Below are 23,016 nucleotides of genomic sequence, written 5' to 3'. Positions count from 1 at the left end.
TAAATTATAATATTTCTAATGATTTTAAATAATACACCAATTCATCAACATTAAATTTAATTACCTTATAAGCATTTATCAAATCAACATTTATATCAAAAATATACGCTTCCTCGATATTAAATTTTTGTAAAATATTAAATAATACAGCTCCACCACCCACAAAAGGTTCGATATAACGCTTTATTTCCCCTTGAAGTAGTTTAAGAGGATAATATCTTTCTAAGGTGTTAAGTAATTGTCCTTTTCCTCCAGCCCATTTCACAAAGGGTCTTGCATATTCGGTTATTAAAAAATTTTTTGCAATTACCAAAACTAAATCTCCCCTTTTGTGTTTAGGAAAATGGTTTCTAACAACATTTTAGCCTAAATAAGACTAACTTAGCTATAAAAATTTTCACTCCACCGCTTCAATATTGCACAGCACGTCATAAAAAGGCACTCCATCCCCCATATCCGGACGGACCTGGGGTGTTAAAACATTTACCCCGCCGCCGTCTATTCCCCAGCTCCCTTCTTCAATCACCACCGTATCCGGCCGCACCCGGTCGGATACTTTCACCAAACCTGTAATTTCACCGGTAACGGTCTTTACCCGTACTTCTGCTAAATTATCAAGATTATGGCGGGTAGCGGTAGAAGGATGAATGACCACCCGCGGTTTTGTTCCCCACTCCGCCGATTCCAGGTTATGAAATTGCGAATGTAAATAATCTTTAGGATGGACTGTCAAAAGCCGGTAAGGAAATTTCTTGGCGGTTAGCGAATCATAAGCCTGATAAAGCCCCGGTCCTTTCCCGGCCATTAACTCAATTTTTCCAGAAGGAGTTAAAAACTTCCCGTCACTAAAAGTAAACGGCGCCAGGGGGTGGCGGACATAACCTTTTTCTCTTAACACCTCAAAGGTAATCCCTAAAGGTTTTAGCGGTTCTAAAGCTTCTATGATAAATTCCCGGGCTGTTTTTGGTTCAAAGTTTTTAAGGCCAATTTTCTTAGCCAATTCATTCCAAAACTCCACTTCCGTAAGCATACCATTGGGCGGAGTAACTATTTTGGGCAAATAGCTTAAATAATAATGCCAGGAGCTAAATACAATATCCTCTTCCTCAAAGACCGAGGTAGCAGGGATTATCAAGTCCGAAGCATAAGCGGTATCGGTTAAGAAAAAGTCTACGGTAACTTTAAAGGGAACATTATAAAAGGCCTCTTTCATCCTCTTGGTATCCGGCGCCTGGTTCAAGGGATTGGAGCGGGTTACAAAAATAAGCTTGATAGGTGGTTCTGCCGCAAGAATCGAATTGGCCATTACCGGCCAGGGAAAGTACCTCTCCCGCACTTTTTCTTCAGCCTTTACAATGCTACCAAAATAAGGTTTCCAGAGAGGATGGGCATAGTTAGGTCCACCGCCTTTAATCCCCACATTACCGGTAATCGCTAAAAGGGCATTTATCGCCCGCACGGTGTTACCGCCGTTTTGGTAGCGCTGAAGTCCATAGCCGTACAAAACGGCAATCGGCTTTTTAAAAGCAAAAAGTTTTGCAAGATAAGCTAAATCGTCTTCACTTATTCCGGTTTCTTTTAAAACTTTTTCTACCGTTATTTCTTCGGTAAGCCTTGAAAACTCTTCAAAATTTATAACCTTTTCTTTAACAAAAGCTTTGTCGTAGAGCCCTTCACTTATTAAAAGACGGGCTATTCCCAAAGCCAAAAGGCCATCGGTTCCCGGTTTTAGAGAAATATGCCTTCCAATTGCTACCTTTATTTTAAGGGGATTTATCGCCACAATCTCTGCCCCGGCTTCTTTTGCCTCCTTTAAAAATGGCAGTAGATGCAAGTTCGTAGTATCCGGATCCCGCCCCCAGAGAATAATAGCCTTGCTGTTTATCAAATCGTGGTACTCACCTAAAGTCGGAGCTCCAAAATCTCTTTGCATTGCCTCATAGCCGCTACCCCAGCAAAGGCTGCCGGAAGGGTGGGTAACTCCCCCCAGGCAATTAAAGAAGCGTTCATCTAAGCGCTTTAAATAACCTCCGGAACCATGGTCGTATAAATGTAAAATCGAAAGGGTTTCCCCTTTTGCATATAACTCACCGATTTTTTCCGTTAAAATAGCAAAAGCTTTTTCCCAGGAAATTTTCCGAAAACTACCCTTTTCTTTTAAAAGGGGCTGGGTTAAACGGTCCGGAGAATAGGTCCTCTCAATTACTTTTTTAAATTTTGGGCAAAGAAAGCCCCGGGTTAAAGGATGGTTTTTGTCCCCCAAAGCTTTTACCACCCGACCATCTTCTACCGTTACCTCAACCCGGCAGGAATCATAGCAGTTTAAGGTACAGGTTGTGGAAAATTTCATTTATATGCCCCCTTATTGTTCTGAAATTGGAGTTTTAAATAACCTTTAAATAATTTAAAAAATACATCCATCCCAAAAGAGTAAATAAAGATAAAAAAGTAGAAATAAATACTCCTTGAGCTCCTTTGACCGCGTCACCGCCGTATTTATTGGCAAAAATAGCAGTATTGGCCGCCGCTGGCATTGCTGCTAAGATTACAGGAATTGCAAGCATTACCCCTCTATTTCCAGTAAAAAATAATATTCCAAAAGTTAAAGCGGGAATTACTACTAACCTAATAATAGCCAGTATCCAAAGTTTAAAATCGGTTAAAATTTCCTTAAAGGACAGTTCCCCTAAAATCGAACCCACCAAAATCATTGAGAGAGGCATGGTTACCTCGCCAATCTCTTTTAAAGCTTGTCCCAAAAATAAGGGCAATTTTACTGAAAAATAAAAGAACGAAAACCCTATAGCCACCGCTATAATTCCTGGATTGATAAACATCTTTTTTATCTCTTCCCGGCTAAAAATGGTTTTAATACTCTCTCCCTTTAATAAAGCAATCCCTACGGTCCAGTTAAAAACTTGAAAACCGATATTATAAAGGGCAGCCTGAAAAACACCAATTTTTCCGTAAATGGCATGTAAAAGAGGATATCCCATAAAGCCAACGTTGGAAAAAATAAGGATAAACTTGTAAACCCCGGCAATTTCCCGGGATAAACGGAAAAATTTCACCACTACTTCGGCAAAAATGGTAACAAGAAAGTAATAAGAAAAAGAGATAACTAAAAGCAGTAAACTATCCAGTAAAAGCTTTTTACTGAAAGGAAACTGCATTGCAGAAACAATCAGGCTCGGCAGGGTAATAAAAACAACTAAGTCGCCAAAAGCCGCGTCTGTATTTTCACTAAAAAATCGCTTCTTTTTAAGAATAAACCCTAAAAGCAAATAAACTCCAAAAACCAGTATCTGATTGAATACTGCTTCCATTCCTTGCCTCCATTTTTTGTTTTTATATCATATATCTTAACAAAATCTCTTTTAAAAAGTCAGCAAAAAAGTTAAGATATGATTGTATACAACTATAATTATGCTAAAAGGAGGGTATGAAGTGAATTTAGACAGTTACATTGAAAGCCTGAAGGCAGATATTGTTCGCACCACTCAAGAATGGATAAAAATTAAAAGCGTGGAAGGAGAACCAAAGCCCGGAATGCCCTTTGGCGAAGGTGTAAACCAGGCTCTCTTAAAGGCTCTCGCTGACTCCGCCAAAATGGGATTTACGACAAAAAATGTGGACGGCTATGCCGGCTATGCTGAATACGGTCAGGGGAAGGAGTTAGTAGGTATCCTCGTCCACTTAGATGTGGTGCCCGAAGGAGACGGCTGGAGCTATGACCCTTACGGTGGTGTCATTGTCAATAACCGGATTTACGGCCGGGGTACGGTAGATAACAAAGGCCCGGCGGTTGCCTGCCTTTATGCCCTAAAAGCAATAAAGGATTTAAACCTTCCGGTCTCCAAACGAGTACGGATTATTTACGGTTTAAACGAAGAATCCGGATGGGCCTGCATGGATTACTACCGGGAACATGAAGAAATTCCCCAGCTTGGTTTTGCCCCGGATGCCGAATTTCCCATCATTTATGCCGAAAAAGGGATTTTGACTTTAAAACTTGCCCGGGAGTTTTCTAACCTAAAAAACGGCGAGTTAGTGTTAAAATCCTTTAAGGGCGGTCTTCGGGCCAACATGGTGCCGGATTTTGCCGTAGCGGTTTTAGAAGGAAGTGAAAAAGCTCTAAAAACCGCTTCCGATGCTCTGGAAAATTATAAAAAGGAAAAAGGTTTTAAGATGGAAGCGGTAATTGAAGGCAACACCCTTACCATTAAATCCTACGGCATTTCGGCGCACGGTAGCCTTCCGGAAAAGGGTAAAAACGCCATAGCCCAGCTTTTAGTATTTTTGACCACTCTGCCTCTGCCCGGGGACGATATTTCCGCCTACTTAAATTTCTTAGCTGAAAAAATAGGTTTAACTTATAACGGAGAAAATATTGGGTTAAAACTCTCGGATAACGTTTCAGGTAATCTTACCCTCAACCTCGGCGTCTTAGAGCTTACCGAAAAAGAAGCTTACGCTGCTTTAAATATTCGCTACCCGGTTACCTATAAAAAAGAAGATCTCTTAAAAATCTTAGAAGAGAAAATTTCCGGTACCGGCATTTACTTAAAAGATATCTCCGATATGGCTCCCTTATACGTACCCGAAGACCATTTCTTGGTGCAGAAACTTAAAAAAGTTTATGAAGAAAAAACCGGCGAGCCCGCCCGGTTAATCGCCATTGGCGGCGGCACTTATGCCCGGGCTATTCCCAACGCCGTTGCTTTTGGTCCTCTATTCCCGGGCATGGAAGAACTTGCCCACCAAAAAGACGAGTATATCGATATCGACCATTTAATTCAGATAACCAAGATATATGCCGCAGCGATTTATGAATTAATTAAGTAGCAAAAAGCCCTGAAGCTTTTAGCTTCAGGGCTTTTAATTCTTTAATTTTCAACAGCTACTTCTGGTTGATGCGGCTTACTTAAAATATTCAGCCACTTGATAATTGAGCTTACCATAACGATAATCGCTAAAGACAACATTATTGCTACTAAAACTGCTGGTACCATTTGCCCCTGCGGGAGATAAACTTTGGTAAGATTTATAATACCAGCATCCATTACCGTGACAAAAAGGAAGGTCATTGGTAAGAAAGTAGTCAGCGCATAAATCCGCTTTTGACTCTTCTGTAATATCATTGAAGTTCCAATAGCTAACGCTAAAACCCCAATAGTTTGGTTGGCTACCCCAAACACCGGCCAGATAGTTTTAATATCTCCACCATAAATTAGATAACCCCAGGCAAAGGAAACAAAGGCACTTAAAACTACAGCTAAAACAGTTGATTTACTTTCTTTAATTGGCTCATAAATCATTCCCAGTAAGTCTTGAGCAATATACCTTGCTACCCGGGTACCAGCGTCAATGGTAGTTAAGATAAACAGAGCCTCAAACATGATGGCAAATTGATACCAGTAAGCCATTAAGTGTTTTAAACCCGGGATACTTGCAAAAATGTTGGCCATCCCAACCGCCAGGGATACAGCTCCACCGGGCCGTCCTGCAACATCCTCACCTACAAGTTTAGAAAGTTCTGGTAAGTGAACTACCGGCATATTCAACGTTTTAAAAATTTCCGGCTTGGTGTTGATGGCAAAGTAATCACCCGGCATTAAAGTAGTAGCAGCAATTAAGGCCATTAAAGCCACAAAAGCTTCCGTTAACATGGCACCATAGCCGACAATTTTAATATCTTTCTCGTTTGCTATCATTTTCGGCGTAGTTCCGGAACTGACCAAAGCATGGAAACCGGAAATAGCTCCACAGGCTATGGTGATAGAAATAAACGGCCATACTTTGCCACCAATTATCGGACCGCCGCCATGGATAAATTTCGTAAATGCCGGCATTTGAATTTGGGGATTAACTATTATAATTCCCAATGCCAGTGCCAAAATCGTTCCGATTTTCATGTAGGAGCTTAAATAATCCCGCGGTGCTAATAAAAGCCATACCGGCAAAGCTGCTGCTAAAAAGCCATAGGCCGGAAGTAAAATTTCCAGTGTTTTATCCGATAAAGTCAGGTACGGAGCTAAGAACGAATTTTTGACATACGGTCCAAGGAATACCGCTAAAAGAACCAAGATAACGCCAATAAGGGATGCTTCACCAATTTTTCCGGGACGAATCTTATGCATATAAAGACCAATAAATATTGCTATGGGAATGGTCATGGCAATGGTAAAGACACCCCAGGGGTTTTTAAATAACGCATTAACTACCACCAGGCCCAAACCGGCCATAGTTAAAATAATGAGGAAAAATACCGCAATACCGGTTGCAACCCCTGCTACAGGGCCCACTTCCTTTTTGGCAATTTCCGACAAACTTTTGCCACCGTGGCGAATGGAGGCAAATAAGACCACCATGTCATGCACGGCACCAGCTAAAACCGATCCAATTAAAATCCAGAGGGTTCCCGGAAGATAACCAAACTGCGCCGCTAAAACCGGACCCACCAGCGGTCCTGCTCCGGCAATTGCCGCAAAATGGTGACCAAAGGCAACCCATTTGTTCATCGGCACATAATCTTTACCGTCGTTGTATTTTTCAGCAGGAGTTTTCCGCATTTCATCCAAGGTTAAAACCTTAGCCGCCAGAAAACTCCCGTAAAACCGGTAAGCTAAAACTAAAATAAGGGCTGCCCCAATGATAAGTTCTAAGGCACTCACAAAACTCACCCCTTCAAATAATAATTATTATTCCCTAACCTAATTTAAGGGACAACCCTTACCTTTGCATATAATTTTGTAATATAATGTTGAATTTTTGCAATAACTGTCGAAAACTTTGTAATATTTGTTTTATATGTTTAACCCAATTTTTTCTTTAAAGCTTTTCAGAAAAGTCCTGCCTACCGGCACCTCACTGGCTCCATCATCTCCCATTCTTAAAATCAATCCCCCACCAAAAAGCGGAATAATTTCTTTTATCTGCTCAAAGTTTACCAAAAAGCTCTTATGAACTTTTACAAAATTTTTTTCGCCGAGCATATCCTCTAATTCCGAAAGAGAATGCCGGCACATGACCCACTTATTTTTTAACCTTAGCCGGGCATATCTCCCCTGAGCTTCAACGAAATATATTTCCTCTCTTTTGAGCGGTAAAATTTTATCCGCAGTCTGAATAAACACTTTTTGCTGTGGAGCAATGGCTTGGATACTCTGCCACATCTTCTGTTTGTATATCTCTTTATCTCTTAACTTTTCCTCAATTTTTTCCAAAGTCAGCTTTACCCTTTCTGCAGAAAAAGGTTTTAATAGATAATCCAAGGCATTTAATTCAAAGGCTTTTACCGCATATTGGTCGTAAGCAGTGGCAAAAACAATTAACGGGGGATCTTTTTCCTTTAAAAGCTCCAAGGCTACGTCTAAACCGTTTAAACCGTACATTTCAATATCCAAAAAAACCACATCCGGTTTTCGGTCCCTTAAAACCTCAAAAAGCTCTTCACCCGAATCTGCTTCCCCGATAACTTCAACCCTTTCAGTTTCTTCCAATAAATACTTTAGTTCTTCCCGGGCTAAAGGTTCATCATCCACCACAACCGCTGTGATCATCTTAAAGCCTCCTTGCTTAAAAGAGGAATTATTAACCTGGATATCGTGCCCCCATCTTCCCTGGAATATAAGTAAAATTGCCCTTCTTCCCGGAAAAGATTCCTTAATCTTTCTTTTAGATTGGAAAGTCCAACTCCAACTTTTACGTCCCCCCTAAGACCAACACCATTATCCACTATCTCAATTACCGCTTTGTTATCCTGAAGTTTGGCATTTATTTGAACTAATCCACCCTTTTTGGGCAAAATGCCGTGCTTGACAGCATTCTCTACCAACGTTTCCACGGCAAAGGGAGGAACCATAACTTCTTTTACTTTATCATCTATATTTAAATTTACCTGTAACTTATCAGAAAATCGTGCTTTTTCAAAGGTGAGATACAATTCCACATTTTTTAATTCTTCCGCCAAGGGTATTAAAGGCTCCCATTCCCTTAAATTCCGCCGGAAATATTCGCTAAGCTTTATTATCAACTCCCGGGCCTGATCGGGATTTTTTCGGCAAAGAGCTACTATGGTATTTAGAGAATTAAACAAAAAGTGAGGATTGATTTGAGCTTGCAGGGCTTTTAATTCAGCCCTGGCCAAAAGCTTTGCCTGATGTTCCAGCATTGATAATTCCAGCTGGGTGGAAATTAAACGGGATAATCCTTCAATAAAAATAATGGTAAACTCACCAATTTTATCCGGTTTATTGTAATAAAGCTTTAATGCCCCCACCACTTCGTTTCTAATAAATAAAGGAGCTATCACTGCCGACGCCAATTTACAATTGGAATTGCTGCAGCCTATAGCCTCCTTATTTAAAACTACGGTTAGTTCCCCGTTATTTAAAGCTTTAGCGGTAGCAGCTGTTTTTATTGGTGTGCCGCTTAAATGGTGATCTTCGCCACTGCCGACATGAGCTAATATAATGTTTTTATCGGTAAGGGCAACAGCATCAGCATCGGTTTTACTTAAAATAATTTGAGCAACCTTAAAAGCCGTTTCCTCATTTAAACCTTCCCTTAAAATTGGTAAGGTTTCGTTAGCAATATTTAAAGCCTTTTCCGCATAAACCGCTCCTATATGCTCTTTTTCTTTCACCGTGCTTTCTAATATTAAAAGAAAAACCCCTATACCTATACCGTTTACCAAAATCATTGGCAGTCCAATTACTTTTACTAAACTAAGGGCATCTTCAAAGGGCCGGGCTAAAAGTAAAATAATAATCATTTGTAACGTTTCGATAAACATACCGGTTAAAATACCAAAAACTACATTAAACCTTTTTTCCGGAAAACGCCGGGCCAAGACCCCGGCAATTAATCCCTCAACGGTTGTAGATATGCCACAAGCCACTGCCGTAAAACCACCCAGCCAGGCCCGGTGCACTCCGGCAATTAAACCTGCCAGCAAACCTGCGGCAGGCCCTCCAATTATACCGGCAATAGCAGGCCCTACTACTCTGGAGTTAGCAATAGCCCCTTTAATCGGTATCCCCCAGTAAGTCCCGATAATTCCAAAAAGTCCAAACCCCAAAATTAGACCCAACTTTTGGCGAATGGTTAATTCCTGTTGGAGAATATTGCGAAAAAGTCTGGTTTTGGAAACAAAAAAGGCTAAAGTAATGATGACGCTTAACCTTTCAATTAAATTTATAAACAATTCATTCATGTTCTCACCCTCTAAATAAAACCTCTAAATAAAAATGAGGCGGCATCCTACCACCTCGTTTTTAAAATTGTTTTATGCTTCTTTTTTCTTAAAAGTATTGCTTTCACCGCACTGAGGACATTTTCTCGGTTTACACCGGGTTTCTTTTTCATAACCGCACTTTTCACATACAAAGACTGCCATTTGAGAACCCTCCATTTAATTTTATTTAATAACTATTACTATTATAGCAAATCTATTTTTCTTGAAAAGAGTATTTTCATTAATCCTTTAAAAAAGGATTATGCTCCTTTTCATACCCTACGGTAGTCTCCGGGCCGTGTCCTGGAAGCACCCGGGTATCTTCGGGCAGGGTAAAAATTTTCTCCCGGATGGATTTTAATAACTTTTCCCAGGAACCACCGGGAAAATCTACCCGACCTACCGAACCAAAAAACAAGGTATCCCCGGAAAAGAGGACATCACAGCCGTATATACAAATGCTCCCCAAAGTATGTCCGGGGGTATGGAGTACCTTAAGCTTTTCTCCACCAAAAATTATTTCATCACCGTCCACTACTTCCTGGTCTGCCGGCGCCAGCTTCACCGCTCCTCCTAAAAAGCCCGATAAATTCTTGCTGGGATCAAGAAGCATCGGGGCATCTTTGGGATGGATTAAAACTTTCGCACCGGTTTTGTTGCGCACCTCATCCACTGCCGCTATGTGATCGCCATGACCGTGGGTTAAAACGATATATTTTAGTTTTAAGCCATTCTGATCGATAAATCTCAGGATCTTATCTCCATCACCGCCGGGGTCAATTGCCACAGCCTCGCCCGTCTTCTCGCACCACGCTATATGACAGTTAGCAGCAATTACCCCCACCGTTAAAGTTTTTATCTGCACCCTTTTCACCTCACCCAATTAACTTTCCACAATAACCGTAACAGGACCATCGTTAATTATTTCCACTTCCATCGTCGCCTGAAAAATCCCGCTTTTTACCGAAACCTCTTGTTCTTTTAGTATATCTAAAAATCTTTCAAATACCTCCCGGGCAGCCTCCGGTGGGGCTGCCTCGGTAAAGCTTGGGCGGCGTCCTTTACGGGTATCACCGTAAACGGTAAAATTCGAAACGACTAAAATCTCGCCTCCTACATCTTTGACACTGTAATTAAATTTTCCCTTTTCATCTTCAAAAATACGTAAATTTACTAACTTTTCCGCAAGATACCGGCACACTCTCTCCCCATCCCCCTGTCGTATCCCAACCAAAGCAACCAGGCCTGGTCCTATCTCGGAAACAACCTGTCCGTCAACGGTAACTTTCCCACGTTTAACCCTTTGCACTACTGCCCGCATATAACCCTCCTATTTATTTACCCGATAAACTTCGGTGACCCCTCTAACCTTTTCTAATTTATCGGTAATTTGTTTTAATTGATTGATATTTTTTACCTCCAGAGCCAAATCCACCACAGCTCCACCATTTTTGGTACTCCGACCGGATACATAATTGGCACTAATTTTTTGTTCGGCCAATACCCCCAAGATGTCATTTAAAAAACCGGCCCGGTCATGACCGCGAATTTCCAGACGGACTGTAAAGGGAAGTTCAATAGCCCCTTCCCAGTTCACTTCTACCAAACGCTCCGGTTCGTGGCGCCGAAAATATTCAACGTTCCGGCAGTTAGTATGATGCACCGAAACGCCCCGTCCGCGGGTTACATAGCCAACAATAGGGTCCCCCGGTACGGGCATACAGCACTGGGCAAGGCGAACCATTAAATCCGCTTCTCCCCGCACCACTAAGCCCCGGGTTGGCTTATTAAGGGTAGCTTTGCTTTCCTTTATTACCCTTTCTTCAATACTTTTTTCAGTCCTGGGAAGGCCTTCACGAATTTTATTAAGAACGGTATTGGGAGTTACAGTTCCATCGCCAACAGCAGCAAATAAATCTTCCAGAGAATGAAAATTTAATTTTTTAACTACTTCGGATATTTTTTCTAAAGAATACTCTTCGGGGTTTAAGCCCAGTTTCTTAATTTCTTTTTCAATTAACTCCCGGCCTCTAAGGGCCAGCTCTTCCCTCTGGGTCTTTTTGAAATACGATTTAATTTTTCCTTTGGCATGGGAAGTTTTAACTATTTTCAGCCAATCTCTACTTGGAGCGGCTCCCTGCTTGGTAATAATCTCAACAATATCACCATTTTTTAACTGATAATCTAACGGTACCAGCCTGCCGTTTACCTTGGCCCCAACGCACCTATTTCCCACGTCAGTATGAATGCGGTAGGCAAAATCAATCGGCACCGACCCCGCCGGTAACTCAACCACATCGCCCTTGGGAGTAAAAACAAAAACAGAATCGGAAAAAATATCAACTTTAAGGGTTTCCATAAACTCCCGGGCGTCTTTAAGTTCCCGCTGCCACTCGAGGATCTGGCGTAGCCACGATAGCTTTTCGTCAAACTTTTTGTCGCCTTTACCTCCTTCTTTATACCGCCAGTGAGCAGCAATACCGTATTCGGCAGTGCGGTGCATTTCAAAAGTCCGAATCTGGATTTCCAGGGGCTCGCCAAAAGGTCCAATAACGGTAGTATGCAGGGACTGGTACATATTAGACTTCGGCATGGCGATGTAGTCCTTAAAGCGTCCCGGGACCGGAATCCACATGGTATGGATAATACCCAACACCGTATAACAGTCCCGGACACTTTCCACAATCACCCGAACCGCCATGACATCGTAAACTTCGCTAAAATCTTTTTGCTGTTCCCGCATTTTTTGAAAAATGCTGTATAAATGCTTGGGACGTCCTTCAATTTTGGCTTTAATATTATATGACTTTAATTTTTCTTCTAAGATAGAAATAACCTGTTGGATATACTGTTCCCTCTTGGCCCTGGTTTTGGCGATTTTTTCGACAATGTCATAATAATTATCCGGATCTAAATAGCGGAAAGCCAAATCTTCAAGTTCCCACTTAATCCGGTAAATTCCCAGTCTATGGGCCAGGGGAGCAAAAATTTCCAAAGTTTCCCGGGCAATTTCCTTTTGTTTTTCCGGATTGTGATATTTTAAAGTGCGCATATTGTGCAGTCTATCGGCAAGCTTTATTAATATTACCCGGATATCCTTGGCCATGGCCAAAAACATCTTTCTTAAGTTTTCTACCTGCTGCTCTTCTTTATTTTTAAACTCTATCCGGGATAACTTGGTAACTCCATCAACTAAATTGGCAACTTCTTCCCCGAACTCCCGGGCTATATCCTCAATGGTATAAGCCGTATCTTCCACTACATCGTGGAGTAATCCGGCAGCAATTGTCTCATCATCCATCTGCAAACCCGCTAAAATAAATGCAACCGCCAAGGGGTGGGTGATGTAATCTTCCCCGGAAGCCCTCTTTTGCCCGGCATGCGCCTCTGCCGCAAAGTTATAAGCTTTTTTAATTAATTCTTCGTCCATGTTGTTATTATAATTCTTTATTTTTTTTAAAAGAGCTTCCAGCGAAAGCACATCCTCACCCCTTTCTCTTTAAGTTTTTTGTCTTTTATTATAACACATCCGGATAAAAAACCTTAAAATACTCCCGAAGGTTTTGCTCGTATTCCTTGGCCCGGGCATAGGTGCTGGAAATTTCCAGATTTATTTTATCTTGGGGAGGTGGAAACAAAAATACCCATTTTTTACCGTCCTCTTCCCAAATTTTTATTAAGTTTAATTCTGTTAAAACTTTAAGAATGCTAATTAAAAGCAAGTAATCATCTTTCACCCTCATTTCATCACCAAAAGCATTAAAAAACAGCTCTTTCTCAGAAAAAGTAAAGGGATTTCCCGTTAAAAGTTTTTGCCGCAAAGCCATATAAACTTTGGCAATTTTATCCCTCTGGGGTAAAATTCGCACAAGCCGCAGATAAAGTATTTTTAGATCTTCTTTGTTAGCCAAAACTCCCAGACTGCCCGAATAATCCGTAAGCAGCGGAATGGTAACATCTAAAAGAAGCGGCGGAGTTGTAAAAATTATTTGTTCAAAGGTAAAGTTTAATGCTTCCGGCAAATACTGCTCGGAAGTAAGTAATATTCCCGTTTCCCGGTATTTTTTCAGGGCTTTCTCTTTAAAAGTTTCCCTTAGTTCAGGACAGTACGGTAATAAAGTAAAACCATTTTCCCACAGTTCCAGGGCCTGACCGTACATTTCCGCAAGATTAGCTGTAACCACTAACGTTTTCTTTGTTCCCGCAAGTTTTATAAAACTAAACTCCCTTTGGTTTAACTTGTTAATTCTCCGGGCAAAACTTACTTTTTCCGGATGGTTGGCAAACTTATAACAATACGGTTTTGCTAAAAGGGATAACTCTTCTTCAATGGTATTTAACTCTTTTTCCTTTATTTTTTTAACTTTAAAAATACGCCCTTCCCCCGGAGCAATTTCCTTGACATTTAGTTGCAGTTCCGTTTTACCGTTAAACCGATTGGGTTGGGGAATAAACGCTAAATCTACTTCGTTCTGCTGGTAGACAAACTCTAAATAATCCCCTTTAGAAAAAGCAATGGAACTAAAAATTTCCCGGTTAAGCTTTACATTAAACTTTAGGTGATTTCCGTTTTTCCCAACGGCTTGAGCTCCCCTAATTTGGCCACCTTTAATTAAAAAAAGCGGTTCGGGATTTTGTTCTCCAAAGGGAGCAAAAAGCGCAATTTCATCCGAAATCTTTAAATTTAAATCATTTTCACCCACAACCTCTTCCACTTCTATTTTGGGCAGTAAAAGCTCGTCCGGTAAATGTTTTTCGGCATAAGCCAGCAGCGCTTCTTTAAACTCCAAAAAGCGGGATTTTAGGACCCCTACCCCCACCGCCCGCTCGTGGCCACCAAAATGGGTTAGATAATCCTTTACCGCTTTTAAAGCCTCAAACAAGTTAAAACCAAAAACGCTCCGGCCAGAACCTTTACCTTCTTCCCCGTCAAAACTTATTAAAATCACCGGACGGTAATATTTTTCCATGAGCTTCGAAGCAACAATTCCAATTACGCCGGGATGCCAGCCATCTCCACCTATAATGAGAATTTTTTCCCGGTCTAAATCCACTTCCCTTTCAATTGTTTCCACCGCCGCCTTAAAAATTTCCGCTTCGATTCCCTGGCGGTTCTGGTTTTCTTCGGAAAGGCGGTAGGCTAAAGCTAAAGCTCGCTCGTAGTTTTCTTCAATCAACAATTCAAAAGCTAAAGCAGGATCCTTCAAGCGCCCGGCAGCATTTAAACGGGGAGATAATATAAACCCAACATCCCGGGTAGTTATTTCTTCCCGGTTTAATTGAGCTACTTCTTTCAAAGCTTTTAATCCGGGACGCCCGGTAGCAGCAAGCCTTTTTAATCCTTCAATTACAAAAATCCGGTTTTCATCCACAAGGGGTACAATATCTGCTACCGTTCCAACGGTAAAGAGGTCCAAATACTGGTCTAAAATATCCTCTTCCCGCTCCCCCAGAGCCATTCCTAAAGCCAAAACCAGTTTTAAAGCAACACCAACCCCCGCCAAGCCCTTAAAAGGGTAAGGACAATCTTTTTGCTTGGGATTAATTACCGCCTCCGCTACTGGAATTTCTTCCTGGGGCTCGTGGTGGTCGGTTATAACCACCTTTGCCCCCATTTCCCTTACCGTTTTAACTTCATCCACAGCTGTTATCCCACAGTCAACAGAAATGATAAAACTAATCCCCTCTTCTAAAGCTTTCACCAGAGGTGGGAGATGAAGGCCATATCCTTCATCCAAACGATTGGGAATATACCAGTCTACATTAAAGCCCCTTTTTCGCAAAAAGTCGTAAAGAAGGGCGGTGGAAGTAAGGCCATCGGCATCGTAATCCCCGTAAATTAAAAATTTTTCTGTGTTCCGTCCTGAAAGAATTAACTTGACAGCTTTTTCCATATCCTTTAATAAATAGGGGGAATATGTATCATCAATATTTCCCCAGAAAAACCGCCGTACCCCTCGCGGGTGGAAAATACCCCTATTTACCAGCATTTTAGCCGTTAAAGGCTCTATCCTAAAAAAATCCTCCAGATACTTTTCTCCCAAATGCGAAGTTTCAAAAATAAGCCAGTTCTTTTTTTCCATTTAATCCTCCAAAATTTAGTTAATTATTTATACCCAAAATTACTATTCTATGTTAGTATTTTACTATATATTACTTACAAATTTAAATTATTATCTTCAATTTTATTTCAGGAGGGGGAAAGATGCTGGGAACAATTGTAAACTTTATTGCCATCCTTCTTGGCGGAAGTATCGGTGTATTTTTTAAAAAGAGCCTGCCTGAAAACTATAAGGAAATAGTAATGAACATTTTAGCCTTATCAGTAGTAGTCGTTGGTATCCAAATGGCTATCACCTCGAAAAACTTTTTGGTAGTAATTTTAAGCCTGGTACTGGGAGGCCTGGTGGGGGAGTTTTTGGGAATAGAAAAGGGTCTTAACTCTTTAGGTCAAAAACTTGAGAAACGTTTTTCCGAAAGTGGAGGAGACTTTGCCCGGGGCTTTGTTTACGCCACTTTAGTTTTCTGCGTGGGAGCTATGGCGATTATGGGAGCAATTGAAGATGGTTTAAATAATAACCACCAAATTCTCTTTATTAAATCCCTTTTAGACGGTATTTCTTCAATTATATTTGCAGCGACGCTGGGAAAAGGTGTCATTTTTTCCGCTTTTCCAGTACTAATCTATCAAGGAAGTATTTCCCTTTTTGCCGGGCTTATTAAAGGCTTTTTAACGCCGGCAATAGTTAATGAACTCACCGCCACCGGTGGTATACTTATAATCGGGATCGGTACGAACATGTTAAACTTAACCAAGCTAAAAATAGGAAATTACCTCCCGGCACTGATCTTTGTCTTCGTCTTTGAGCCCGCTTTGCGCTTTTTAAGCTAAATAAGGAAGGATGGAAATATGGAAAAGAAAAACCTCGGTTTAACTTATATTTTACTGGTTATAGTTGCAATGCTTTGGGCCAGTGCCTTTGTTGCCGCCCGGGAAGTGGTCAGGGAAGTGCCTCCGGTAGTTGCTGCGACCCTCCGGTTTTTACTAAGCGGCCTAATAATTATGCCCCTTGCTTTATACCGGGAAAAAAACCGGCGTTACGGGTTAAAAAATTACCTGTATCTTGTTATCATGGGATTTACCGGGATTTTTCTCTATAACCTCTTTTTCTTTTTCGGCGTAAAATTCAATCCCGCTTCCGACAGCTCGCTGGTTATTGCCGTCAACCCCATTGTTGTTTCGCTGTTGGCTGCTCTTTTCTTAAAAGAAAAACTTACGTTTGAAAAAATATTAGGACTGATAATTTCTTTCATCGGAGTTTTACTTGTCATTTCGGAAGGTCATCCTTTAACTTACTTTCAAGGACCGCTTGAACCTACCCGCTTTTTACTTTTCGGAGCGGTAATTTCCTGGGCAATTTATTCCGTTATCAGCAAAAAGGTTATGGGAACGGTTTCCCCTTTAGCAACAACTGCTTTTAGTATTTTCTTTGGTGCTATTTTCTTTCTTCCCTGGGGAATCGGGGAAATGCAACACGTTAATATGTTAAAAATATCGTTAAAAAGTTATCTTTTAATCATTCATTTAGCTGTATTCCCTACGGTTCTCGCTTTCTTTTGGTGGAATCTCGGAATAAAAAAAGTAGGTGCTCAAAAATCAGCACTTTTTATTAATTTAATTCCTATCTTTACCTTGATTTTATCTGCCGTTTTTTTGGGAGAAAAAATAACCCTTCCCCGAGTACTGGGAGGGTTACTGGTAATTTTGGGTGTTTTAGAAGGAAGTTACGGCTTTATCTCCCTTCCTGCTAATAAAGAAACCAGTTTATCCAGCTAACTTTTTCTTCGGGAATTTTTAGATTTCCAAGCCCCCGACCCAGGAGGATTTCAGGCTTATTTTCCCCGTGAAAATCACTGCCACCGGATATTAAAAGATTATACTTACCGGCTAATTCCAGGTACAGCCTGGTTTGTTCTTCATTGTGGTAGGTATAATAAGCTTCAATTCCATCCAAACCATAACTTATCAATTCCTCTAAAATTTTTTTTAAGCCCTCGTCATCTTTTTCTAAGTACACCGGATGGGCTAAAAAGGTAAGTCCACCGGCTTTTTTTATAATATTTATAGCTTGTTTAGGGGTTAATTTTTCCTTCGGAACATAAGCCGGACACCCTTTGCCAAGATATTTGCTAAAGGCTTCATCAATTGAAGAAACATACCCCTTTTTTAACAAAACCCGGGCCATGTGGGGCCTACCGACTATATCTCCTCCGGCTTCGGCAATTACTTCTTCCAAAGTAATCTCAAACCCCAGTTCTCGTAATTTGGCTAACATTTTCGGGTTGCGTCGCTCCCTGTTTTCCTTAAGTTTTGTGAGCGCTTCTGCAAAAATCTGGTCGTTCACATCTATACCATAGCCCAAAATATGCATTTCCGTTGGCTCAAAAACCACACTTATTTCCACTCCGGGAATTACTTTAACTCCATACTTTTTTCCAGCCTCTACCGCCTCAATAACTCCGGCAGCAGAATCATGGTCGGTAACAGCCAAAATCTTAAGCCCTTCCTTTTGAGCAAGTTTAACTAAAGCTTCGGGAGTACATGTACCATCGGAAGCAGTAGTATGGGTGTGCAGATCAATCATAAAATCCTCCTTCTTTAAGATATATTACCTTGTTTCGGAAAGCCAAAAACAGCTTAAGGTCCCTGCTTCATTTTTTTAAATTATACTAAAAAACCGTCAAAAAGAAAAAGAGCAGCTCTTTTTAAAAGAACTGCTCCCAACGTATCTTAGCCACCTAAGTAGGCTGCTTTGACCTGCGGGTCTTCCGCCAGCTCCCGGGCAGGGCCAGATAATACAATTTTTCCGGTCTCCAAAACATAGCCTTTATGGGCAATAGATAACGCCATATGAGCGTTTTGCTCCACTAAAAGAATTGTCGTCCCCTGCTCGTTTAACTCTTTAATAATGGCAAAAATTTCTTTAACTAAAAGGGGAGCCAAACCCATAGATGGTTCATCCAACAGCATAAGGCGCGGGGCAGACATCAACGCCCGGCCCATAGCCAGCATTTGCTGCTCACCACCGGAAAGCGAGCCAGCCAGTTGCCCCTTCCTTTCCGCAAGTCTTGGAAACCGCTCAAATACCCGGTTTAATCTACGTTTAAATTCCGCCTTATCCTTTAACAGATACGCCCCCAGTTCTAAATTTTCTAAAACCGACATATTGGCAAAAACCCGCCGGCCTTCAGGCACCTGACTGATTCCCCTTTTGACAATTTCGTGGGCGGCTTTGCCGGTAATATCCTCACCTTCAAAGATTATCTTTCCCGATTTGGGTTTTACCAATCCGCAAATCGTATTTAAGGTAGTACTTTTTCCGGCGCCGTTTGCCCCAATTAAGGTAACTATTTCCCCTTCATTCACGGTAATGGAAATTCCCTTTAAAGCATGAATAGCTCCGTAAAAAACATTTAAATCTTCGATTCTTAATACTTCTTTTCCGCTCACAGTTATGCCCCCTCTCCCAAATATGCTTCAATGACCCGGGGATTGTTCTTAATTTCTTCCGGGGTACCGTGAGCTATATTTATGCCGTAATCCAAAACGTAAATCCGCTCACAGATGTTCATTACAAGGTGCATGTCGTGTTCAATTAAAAGAATAGTCAAGTTAAACTTATCCCGAATAAAGCCAATTAATTCCATAAGCTCGGTAGTTTCCTGCGGGTTCATACCCGCTGCCGGTTCGTCCAAGAGCAGCAAAGAAGGATGTGTTGCCAGCGCCCGGGCAATTTCCAACCGCCGCTGCTCTCCATAAGGCAGGTTTTTGGCTTTTTCTTCCGCTTTATGGGCTAAGTTCATGATTTTTAAAAGCTCATAAGCTTCATCCCGCATTTCTTTTTCTCCCCGGTAGTACTTCCCGAGGCGGAGAATAGCATGAACCATATTATAAGGAGCATGCAAATGCCGGGCAATCAAAACGTTTTCTAAAACCGAAAGCTCGCTAAAAAGGCGAATGTTCTGGAAAGTACGGGTTATGCCTTTGGCTGCAATTTCATACGGCTTTAAACCTACGATACTTTCACCTTTAAAGATGATATCGCCGGTAGTTGGCAGGTAAATCCCCGTTAAAAGGTTAAATACCGTTGTTTTACCAGCACCGTTGGGACCGATTAACCCAACTAAATCCCCTTCATTTAAGGTAAGATTTAAATCCTGAACCGCTTTTAATCCTCCAAAACTAATCCCCAGGCTATGCGTTTGCAGAATGGTTGCCATGACTTACACCCCTCTTCCTCTGCAAAAGCTTAAAGGATAATTCGTGGGTCCCAAGAAGTCCCTGGGGTCTAAACAACATAACCAAGATTAAGATTATCGCATAGATAATAAGCCGTAATTCTGCCAAACTCTGTAAAAAGGTAGAAATTAAAGTTAAGACAATTGCCGCTACCACGGAGCCAGTAATGCTTCCCTGTCCGCCCAAAACCACCATCACTAAAATATCAAAGGATTTTAAGAAGTTAAAAGCGTTGGGTTCAATAAAGGTAATGTAGTGCGCCAGAAGCGCTCCACCAATTCCCGCAAAAAACGAACCCATGGTAAAAGCGATAACTTTATATTTAGTAGTATTGATACCCATCACTTCCGCTGCAATTTCATCTTCACGAACGGAGATACAGGCCCGACCATGACTGGATTGGACAAAATTCTTAATTACCATAACCGTAACCAGCATACAACCAAAGGCCCAGAGCCAGTTGGTCCGCTGTGTTATTCCCATCAGTCCATAAGCACCGCCAAGATAATCGATATTGGTTATTACCCCGCGGATAATTTCCGCAAGTCCCAGAGTAGCTATTGCCAGATAGTCACCTTTTAAACGCAGGGTAGGTATACCAATAATTATACCTCCAATACCGGCAACTATTGCTCCTACTAAAAGGGAGACAATAAAAGGAGCATTAAAGTTTAAAGTCATAATAGCCGAGGCATAAGCACCTAAAGCCATAAACCCCGCATGACCTATAGAAAACTGACCGGTAAAGCCAACCACTAAATTTAAACTGACCGCCAGGATAATGTTTATAGCGATAATAATTAAGTTTAACATGACAAAGGGGCTTAAAATTCCTGCGGAGTACAAAACCTGAACTCCTAACATTAACACTACCAGTAAAACCGTTACAGTGAGATTTTCCTTCGTAAGCCAGTTTTTCAGCATCCGTTTCACCTACACTTTCTCCCGGACGTTTTTACCGAATATGCCGGATGGTTTGACTAACAAGATGATAATTAAAATGACAAAAGCCACCGGATCCCGGTAAAGAGAACTTCCATAGCCGCTTACCAAAGATTCGGTAATCCCCAAAATTAAGCCCCCGGTCATTGCTCCCGGAATAATTCCTATTCCCCCTAAAACCGCAGAAACAAAAGCTTTCAAACCAAACATTATGCCCATTAAAGGAAAGACCTTATTGTAATATACCCCAACCAGCACCCCTGCTGCTGCTGCCAGGGCAGAACCAATCGCAAAGGTGATGGATATTGTCGTATCTACATTTATCCCCATTAAGCGTGCGGCCTGCATATCATAAGAAACCGCCCGCATCGCTTTACCAATTTTGGTATTATGAACAATGTATTGCAATAGAAGCATTAAAATAATGGTAACAACAATAATCAAAATTTCCCGATTGGAGATGGTAACTTTTCCCCCCAACAACGGATAAGAAACTTGTTTAAAAACCTCCGGAAAAGCTCGAGGCTGGGGGCCCAGGAAAAACATGGTGGTATACTCCAAAAGGAGCGAAACACCTATCGCCGTGATTAAAATTACTATCTTGGGAGAATTTCTTAACGGCCGGTAAGCTAACCTTTCGATAATAATCCCCAAAATTGCACAAACAATCATGGAAACAATCAACGCCGGAACAAACGACATTTTTAAAACCGCGGTCGCATAAAGCCCAACAAAAGCACCAAGCATATAAACATCGCCGTGAGCAAAGTTTATGAGTTTTATAATACCGTAAACCATGGTATATCCCAGGGCAATTAAAGCATAAATGCTTCCTACAGATATTCCGTTTATCAACTGCTGGATAAATTCCGTCATTTTGGCCACCCCTAACCTTAAGAGTTCATTTTTTTAGGGGAAGGGACATTCCCTTCCCCCGCAGTGCTCAAATTTATGGATTTACGTATGCCTTATAGGTCTGCTTACCATCTTTATATTCTAAAATAACCAAACCTTTAACAGCATTATGGTTTTCATCCAGGGAAATTTTAGCAGTAACCCCTTCTACATCTTTGGTGGTTTTCAAAGCCTCTTTAATCTTCTCGGGTGTTGCCTCTCCAGCCCGTTTAATAGCATCTACCAGCACCAATACCGTATCGTAACCTACTGCTGCCATAGCATCCGGCTCGCTACCGTATTTTTCCTTATACTTCTTCACAAAGTCCTGAACTTTCGGGTCAGGCATTAACGATGAATAGTGGTTGGTAATGAAGGTATTATTAAGCGCAGCAGCACCGGCAATTTCTACCAATTTCGGAGAGTCCCAACCGTCACCGCCACCCATCGGAACATTGATACCAAGCTCCCGGGCTTGTTTTACAATTTGACCCACTTGCTCATAATAACCCGGCACATAAATAAATTCAGGATTTAAACCTTTAATTTTGGTTAAGACGGAACGGAAATCCTGGTCCTGGGTGGTATAGTTTTCATCGGCTAAAATCTCGCCACCACCAGCTTTAAAAGCCTCCACAAAGAATTTGGCCAAACCAACGGAATAAGGAGCAGTATTATCCTTTAAAACAGCAACTTTCTTAAGTTTTAAGTCGTTCAACACAAACTTTGCCATGGCAGTTCCCTGGAAGGGGTCAATGAAGCAAGTCCGGAAAATGTATTCCCGCACTTTGCCGGTCTTGGGATCAACGGTTACATCCGGGTTAGTTGCCGAAGGGGAAATAACCGGAACTTTATTGGTCTCTGCTATATTAACGTAAGAAAGGGTATTACCGGAAGTCATCGAACCGATAATGGCGACAACTTTATCTTGCGTAATTAAACGGGTAGCTACAGAGGCTGCCTCGGTGTTATCCGACTTATTATCGTACTTGACAATTTCAATTTTCTTGCCCAGAACGCCACCGGAGTTATTAATTTCTTCAACCGCTAACATAATACCATTTAAACCAGACTGACCCAAAGTAGCAACGTTTCCCGAAAGCTCCAAGTTAGCTCCAATTTTAATAGTGTCACTTTCACTCGACTTATTGCCACAAGCGGAGGTAAATAAAAGTAAAAACGCTAATAAACCTACCGTCATTACCGTAAGAAAACTTTTGCGCACCTGCTACCATCCTCCTTTTTAATTTTTCAGTTTTTTCTAAATTGTTTTGCTCTTTAATTTAAATCATCCCAGCCCTCCGCACCCCTCCCCTCATTATAAGGGTGCAAATATAATGTGCAAATCTTCCTATATAACAAATTATATTCATTTTACAAAGCCTGTCTACAATTTTCTCATTTTTCTCTTAAATTTTTTCTAAATATTCTGTATACACAACTCCAGGGACGGTTCCGAGAACCACCATTTTCATGAAGGAATAAAAGTAAAAAGGGATAGGCAGATTGCCTATCCCTTTTAGAGTTTTTTCCGGCAGCGACCTACTCTCCCAGGACCTATCGTCCCAGTACCATTGGCGCTGGAGGGCTTAACTGCCGTGTTCGGAATGGGAACGGGTGTTTCCCCTCCGCTATGGCCACC

General features: G+C 41.3%; 20 protein-coding genes and 1 rRNA gene. 3 read left to right on the top strand and 18 right to left on the bottom strand.

Annotated features, from left to right (window positions below; all coding sequences use genetic code 11):
- Positions 1–4: 4 nt before the first annotated feature.
- The 3 genes from CARFE_RS16920 to CARFE_RS14745 all read right to left on the bottom strand — a co-directional run bounded on the left by CARFE_RS16920 (position 5) and on the right by CARFE_RS14745 (position 3,326).
- Positions 5–313 (bottom strand): DNA adenine methylase, encoded by a 309-nt coding sequence (locus CARFE_RS16920; protein WP_257020496.1) that lies wholly within the window; start codon positions 311–313, stop codon positions 5–7.
- Positions 314–397: 84 nt separating this feature from the next.
- The gene (locus CARFE_RS0108215) at positions 398–2,350 is read right to left on the bottom strand and encodes a molybdopterin-containing oxidoreductase family protein (RefSeq protein WP_028052407.1); all 1,953 of its coding nucleotides are present in this window, start codon (positions 2,348–2,350) and stop codon (positions 398–400) included.
- A 34-nt stretch (positions 2,351–2,384) separates the two neighbouring features.
- Complete coding sequence (locus tag CARFE_RS14745; protein WP_051250238.1) at positions 2,385–3,326, bottom strand: AEC family transporter; 942 nt, start codon at positions 3,324–3,326, stop codon at positions 2,385–2,387.
- 121 nt (positions 3,327–3,447) lie between these two features.
- On the opposite strand from CARFE_RS14745, the gene pepV reads away from it, so the two are divergent.
- Positions 3,448–4,845 (top strand): dipeptidase PepV, encoded by a 1,398-nt coding sequence (pepV, locus tag CARFE_RS0108205; RefSeq protein ID WP_028052406.1) that lies wholly within the window; start codon positions 3,448–3,450, stop codon positions 4,843–4,845.
- A gap of 41 nt (positions 4,846–4,886) precedes the next feature.
- Here the strand turns inward: pepV and CARFE_RS0108200 are convergent, their stop codons facing one another.
- The 8 genes from CARFE_RS0108200 to recJ all read right to left on the bottom strand — a co-directional run bounded on the left by CARFE_RS0108200 (position 4,887) and on the right by recJ (position 15,321).
- Complete coding sequence (locus tag CARFE_RS0108200; protein WP_028052405.1) at positions 4,887–6,674, bottom strand: carbon starvation CstA family protein; 1,788 nt, start codon at positions 6,672–6,674, stop codon at positions 4,887–4,889.
- 132 nt (positions 6,675–6,806) lie between these two features.
- Positions 6,807–7,562, bottom strand: a complete 756-nt coding sequence (locus CARFE_RS0108195; RefSeq protein ID WP_011345104.1) for a LytR/AlgR family response regulator transcription factor — start codon at positions 7,560–7,562, stop codon at positions 6,807–6,809.
- Positions 7,559–9,217: a sensor histidine kinase gene (locus tag CARFE_RS0108190; protein ID WP_028052404.1), complete on the bottom strand. Its 1,659-nt coding sequence runs from the start codon at positions 9,215–9,217 to the stop codon at positions 7,559–7,561. Before CARFE_RS0108190 ends, CARFE_RS0108195 begins: the two co-directional genes overlap by 4 nt.
- Positions 9,218–9,289: 72 nt before the next feature.
- Entirely contained in the window at positions 9,290–9,400 is a 111-nt protein-coding gene (locus CARFE_RS0108185) for an RCKP-type rubredoxin-like domain-containing protein (RefSeq protein ID WP_028052403.1), read from the bottom strand.
- A 79-nt stretch (positions 9,401–9,479) separates the two neighbouring features.
- Positions 9,480–10,103 carry an MBL fold metallo-hydrolase gene (locus CARFE_RS0108180; RefSeq protein WP_028052402.1) on the bottom strand — a complete coding sequence of 208 codons (624 nt, stop codon included), beginning with the start codon at positions 10,101–10,103 and terminating at the stop codon, positions 9,480–9,482.
- A gap of 18 nt (positions 10,104–10,121) precedes the next feature.
- On the bottom strand, positions 10,122–10,559 hold the full coding sequence (gene dtd / locus CARFE_RS0108175; protein ID WP_028052401.1) for a D-aminoacyl-tRNA deacylase: 438 nt from the start codon (positions 10,557–10,559) through the stop codon (positions 10,122–10,124).
- 9 nt (positions 10,560–10,568) lie between these two features.
- Positions 10,569–12,668: a RelA/SpoT family protein gene (locus tag CARFE_RS0108170; protein WP_154652744.1), complete on the bottom strand. Its 2,100-nt coding sequence runs from the start codon at positions 12,666–12,668 to the stop codon at positions 10,569–10,571.
- An 88-nt stretch (positions 12,669–12,756) separates the two neighbouring features.
- Positions 12,757–15,321 (bottom strand): single-stranded-DNA-specific exonuclease RecJ, encoded by a 2,565-nt coding sequence (gene recJ / locus CARFE_RS14740; RefSeq protein WP_051250237.1) that lies wholly within the window; start codon positions 15,319–15,321, stop codon positions 12,757–12,759.
- 122 nt (positions 15,322–15,443) lie between these two features.
- Between recJ and CARFE_RS0108160 the strand changes: the two genes are divergently transcribed.
- Both CARFE_RS0108160 and CARFE_RS14735 read left to right on the top strand, forming a co-directional pair.
- Positions 15,444–16,130 (top strand): DUF554 domain-containing protein, encoded by a 687-nt coding sequence (locus tag CARFE_RS0108160; RefSeq protein ID WP_028052400.1) that lies wholly within the window; start codon positions 15,444–15,446, stop codon positions 16,128–16,130.
- An 18-nt stretch (positions 16,131–16,148) separates the two neighbouring features.
- On the top strand, positions 16,149–17,075 hold the full coding sequence (locus tag CARFE_RS14735) for a DMT family transporter (RefSeq protein ID WP_011345112.1): 927 nt from the start codon (positions 16,149–16,151) through the stop codon (positions 17,073–17,075).
- Here CARFE_RS14735 and CARFE_RS0108150 read toward each other — a convergent pair.
- The 7 genes from CARFE_RS0108150 to rrf form a co-directional block, all read right to left on the bottom strand.
- Positions 17,047–17,883, bottom strand: coding sequence for a PHP domain-containing protein (locus CARFE_RS0108150; protein ID WP_028052399.1), 837 nt, complete (start codon positions 17,881–17,883; stop codon positions 17,047–17,049). The two genes, CARFE_RS14735 and CARFE_RS0108150, sit on opposite strands and share 29 nt — an antisense overlap.
- Positions 17,884–18,029: 146 nt before the next feature.
- Positions 18,030–18,749: an ABC transporter ATP-binding protein gene (locus tag CARFE_RS0108145; protein WP_028052398.1), complete on the bottom strand. Its 720-nt coding sequence runs from the start codon at positions 18,747–18,749 to the stop codon at positions 18,030–18,032.
- A gap of 2 nt (positions 18,750–18,751) precedes the next feature.
- Positions 18,752–19,519 carry an ABC transporter ATP-binding protein gene (locus CARFE_RS0108140; protein WP_011345115.1) on the bottom strand — a complete coding sequence of 256 codons (768 nt, stop codon included), beginning with the start codon at positions 19,517–19,519 and terminating at the stop codon, positions 18,752–18,754.
- Positions 19,494–20,462, bottom strand: a complete 969-nt coding sequence (locus CARFE_RS0108135; RefSeq protein ID WP_028052397.1) for a branched-chain amino acid ABC transporter permease — start codon at positions 20,460–20,462, stop codon at positions 19,494–19,496. The genes CARFE_RS0108140 and CARFE_RS0108135 overlap by 26 nt, the downstream gene beginning before the upstream one ends.
- A 9-nt stretch (positions 20,463–20,471) precedes the next feature.
- Positions 20,472–21,356 carry a branched-chain amino acid ABC transporter permease gene (locus CARFE_RS0108130; RefSeq protein WP_028052396.1) on the bottom strand — a complete coding sequence of 295 codons (885 nt, stop codon included), beginning with the start codon at positions 21,354–21,356 and terminating at the stop codon, positions 20,472–20,474.
- Positions 21,357–21,429: 73 nt separating this feature from the next.
- Positions 21,430–22,575, bottom strand: coding sequence for an ABC transporter substrate-binding protein (locus tag CARFE_RS0108125; RefSeq protein WP_218852452.1), 1,146 nt, complete (start codon positions 22,573–22,575; stop codon positions 21,430–21,432).
- A gap of 328 nt (positions 22,576–22,903) precedes the next feature.
- Positions 22,904–23,016, bottom strand: a 5S ribosomal RNA gene (gene rrf, locus CARFE_RS0108120); the annotation flags it as partial.

The sequence above is a fragment of the Carboxydothermus ferrireducens DSM 11255 genome (assembly GCF_000427565.1).
Lineage (GTDB): Bacteria > Bacillota > Z-2901 > Carboxydothermales > Carboxydothermaceae > Carboxydothermus > Carboxydothermus hydrogenoformans.
This window is presented reverse-complemented; position numbering and strand designations above follow the sequence as displayed.

Excerpts from the sequence above, each read along its gene's own strand:
- CARFE_RS0108195 (WP_011345104.1), bottom strand. The coding sequence starts at position 7,562 with ATGATCACAGCGGTTGTGGTGGATGATGAACCTTTAGCCCGGGAAGAA.
- CARFE_RS0108140 (WP_011345115.1), bottom strand. The coding sequence starts at position 19,519 with ATGGCAACCATTCTGCAAACGCATAGCCTGGGGATTAGTTTTGGAGGA.
- CARFE_RS0108130 (WP_028052396.1), bottom strand. The coding sequence starts at position 21,356 with ATGACGGAATTTATCCAGCAGTTGATAAACGGAATATCTGTAGGAAGC.
- CARFE_RS0108150 (WP_028052399.1), bottom strand. The coding sequence starts at position 17,883 with ATGATTGATCTGCACACCCATACTACTGCTTCCGATGGTACATGTACT.
- CARFE_RS0108215 (WP_028052407.1), bottom strand. The coding sequence starts at position 2,350 with ATGAAATTTTCCACAACCTGTACCTTAAACTGCTATGATTCCTGCCGG.
- dtd (WP_028052401.1), bottom strand. The coding sequence starts at position 10,559 with ATGCGGGCAGTAGTGCAAAGGGTTAAACGTGGGAAAGTTACCGTTGAC.
- CARFE_RS0108185 (WP_028052403.1), bottom strand. The coding sequence starts at position 9,400 with ATGGCAGTCTTTGTATGTGAAAAGTGCGGTTATGAAAAAGAAACCCGG.
- recJ (WP_051250237.1), bottom strand. The coding sequence starts at position 15,321 with ATGGAAAAAAAGAACTGGCTTATTTTTGAAACTTCGCATTTGGGAGAA.
- CARFE_RS0108135 (WP_028052397.1), bottom strand. The coding sequence starts at position 20,462 with ATGCTGAAAAACTGGCTTACGAAGGAAAATCTCACTGTAACGGTTTTA.
- CARFE_RS0108125 (WP_218852452.1), bottom strand. The coding sequence starts at position 22,575 with ATGACGGTAGGTTTATTAGCGTTTTTACTTTTATTTACCTCCGCTTGT.
- CARFE_RS0108170 (WP_154652744.1), bottom strand. The coding sequence starts at position 12,668 with ATGGACGAAGAATTAATTAAAAAAGCTTATAACTTTGCGGCAGAGGCG.
- CARFE_RS0108160 (WP_028052400.1), top strand. The coding sequence starts at position 15,444 with ATGCTGGGAACAATTGTAAACTTTATTGCCATCCTTCTTGGCGGAAGT.
- CARFE_RS14735 (WP_011345112.1), top strand. The coding sequence starts at position 16,149 with ATGGAAAAGAAAAACCTCGGTTTAACTTATATTTTACTGGTTATAGTT.
- CARFE_RS0108190 (WP_028052404.1), bottom strand. The coding sequence starts at position 9,217 with ATGAATGAATTGTTTATAAATTTAATTGAAAGGTTAAGCGTCATCATT.
- CARFE_RS14745 (WP_051250238.1), bottom strand. The coding sequence starts at position 3,326 with ATGGAAGCAGTATTCAATCAGATACTGGTTTTTGGAGTTTATTTGCTT.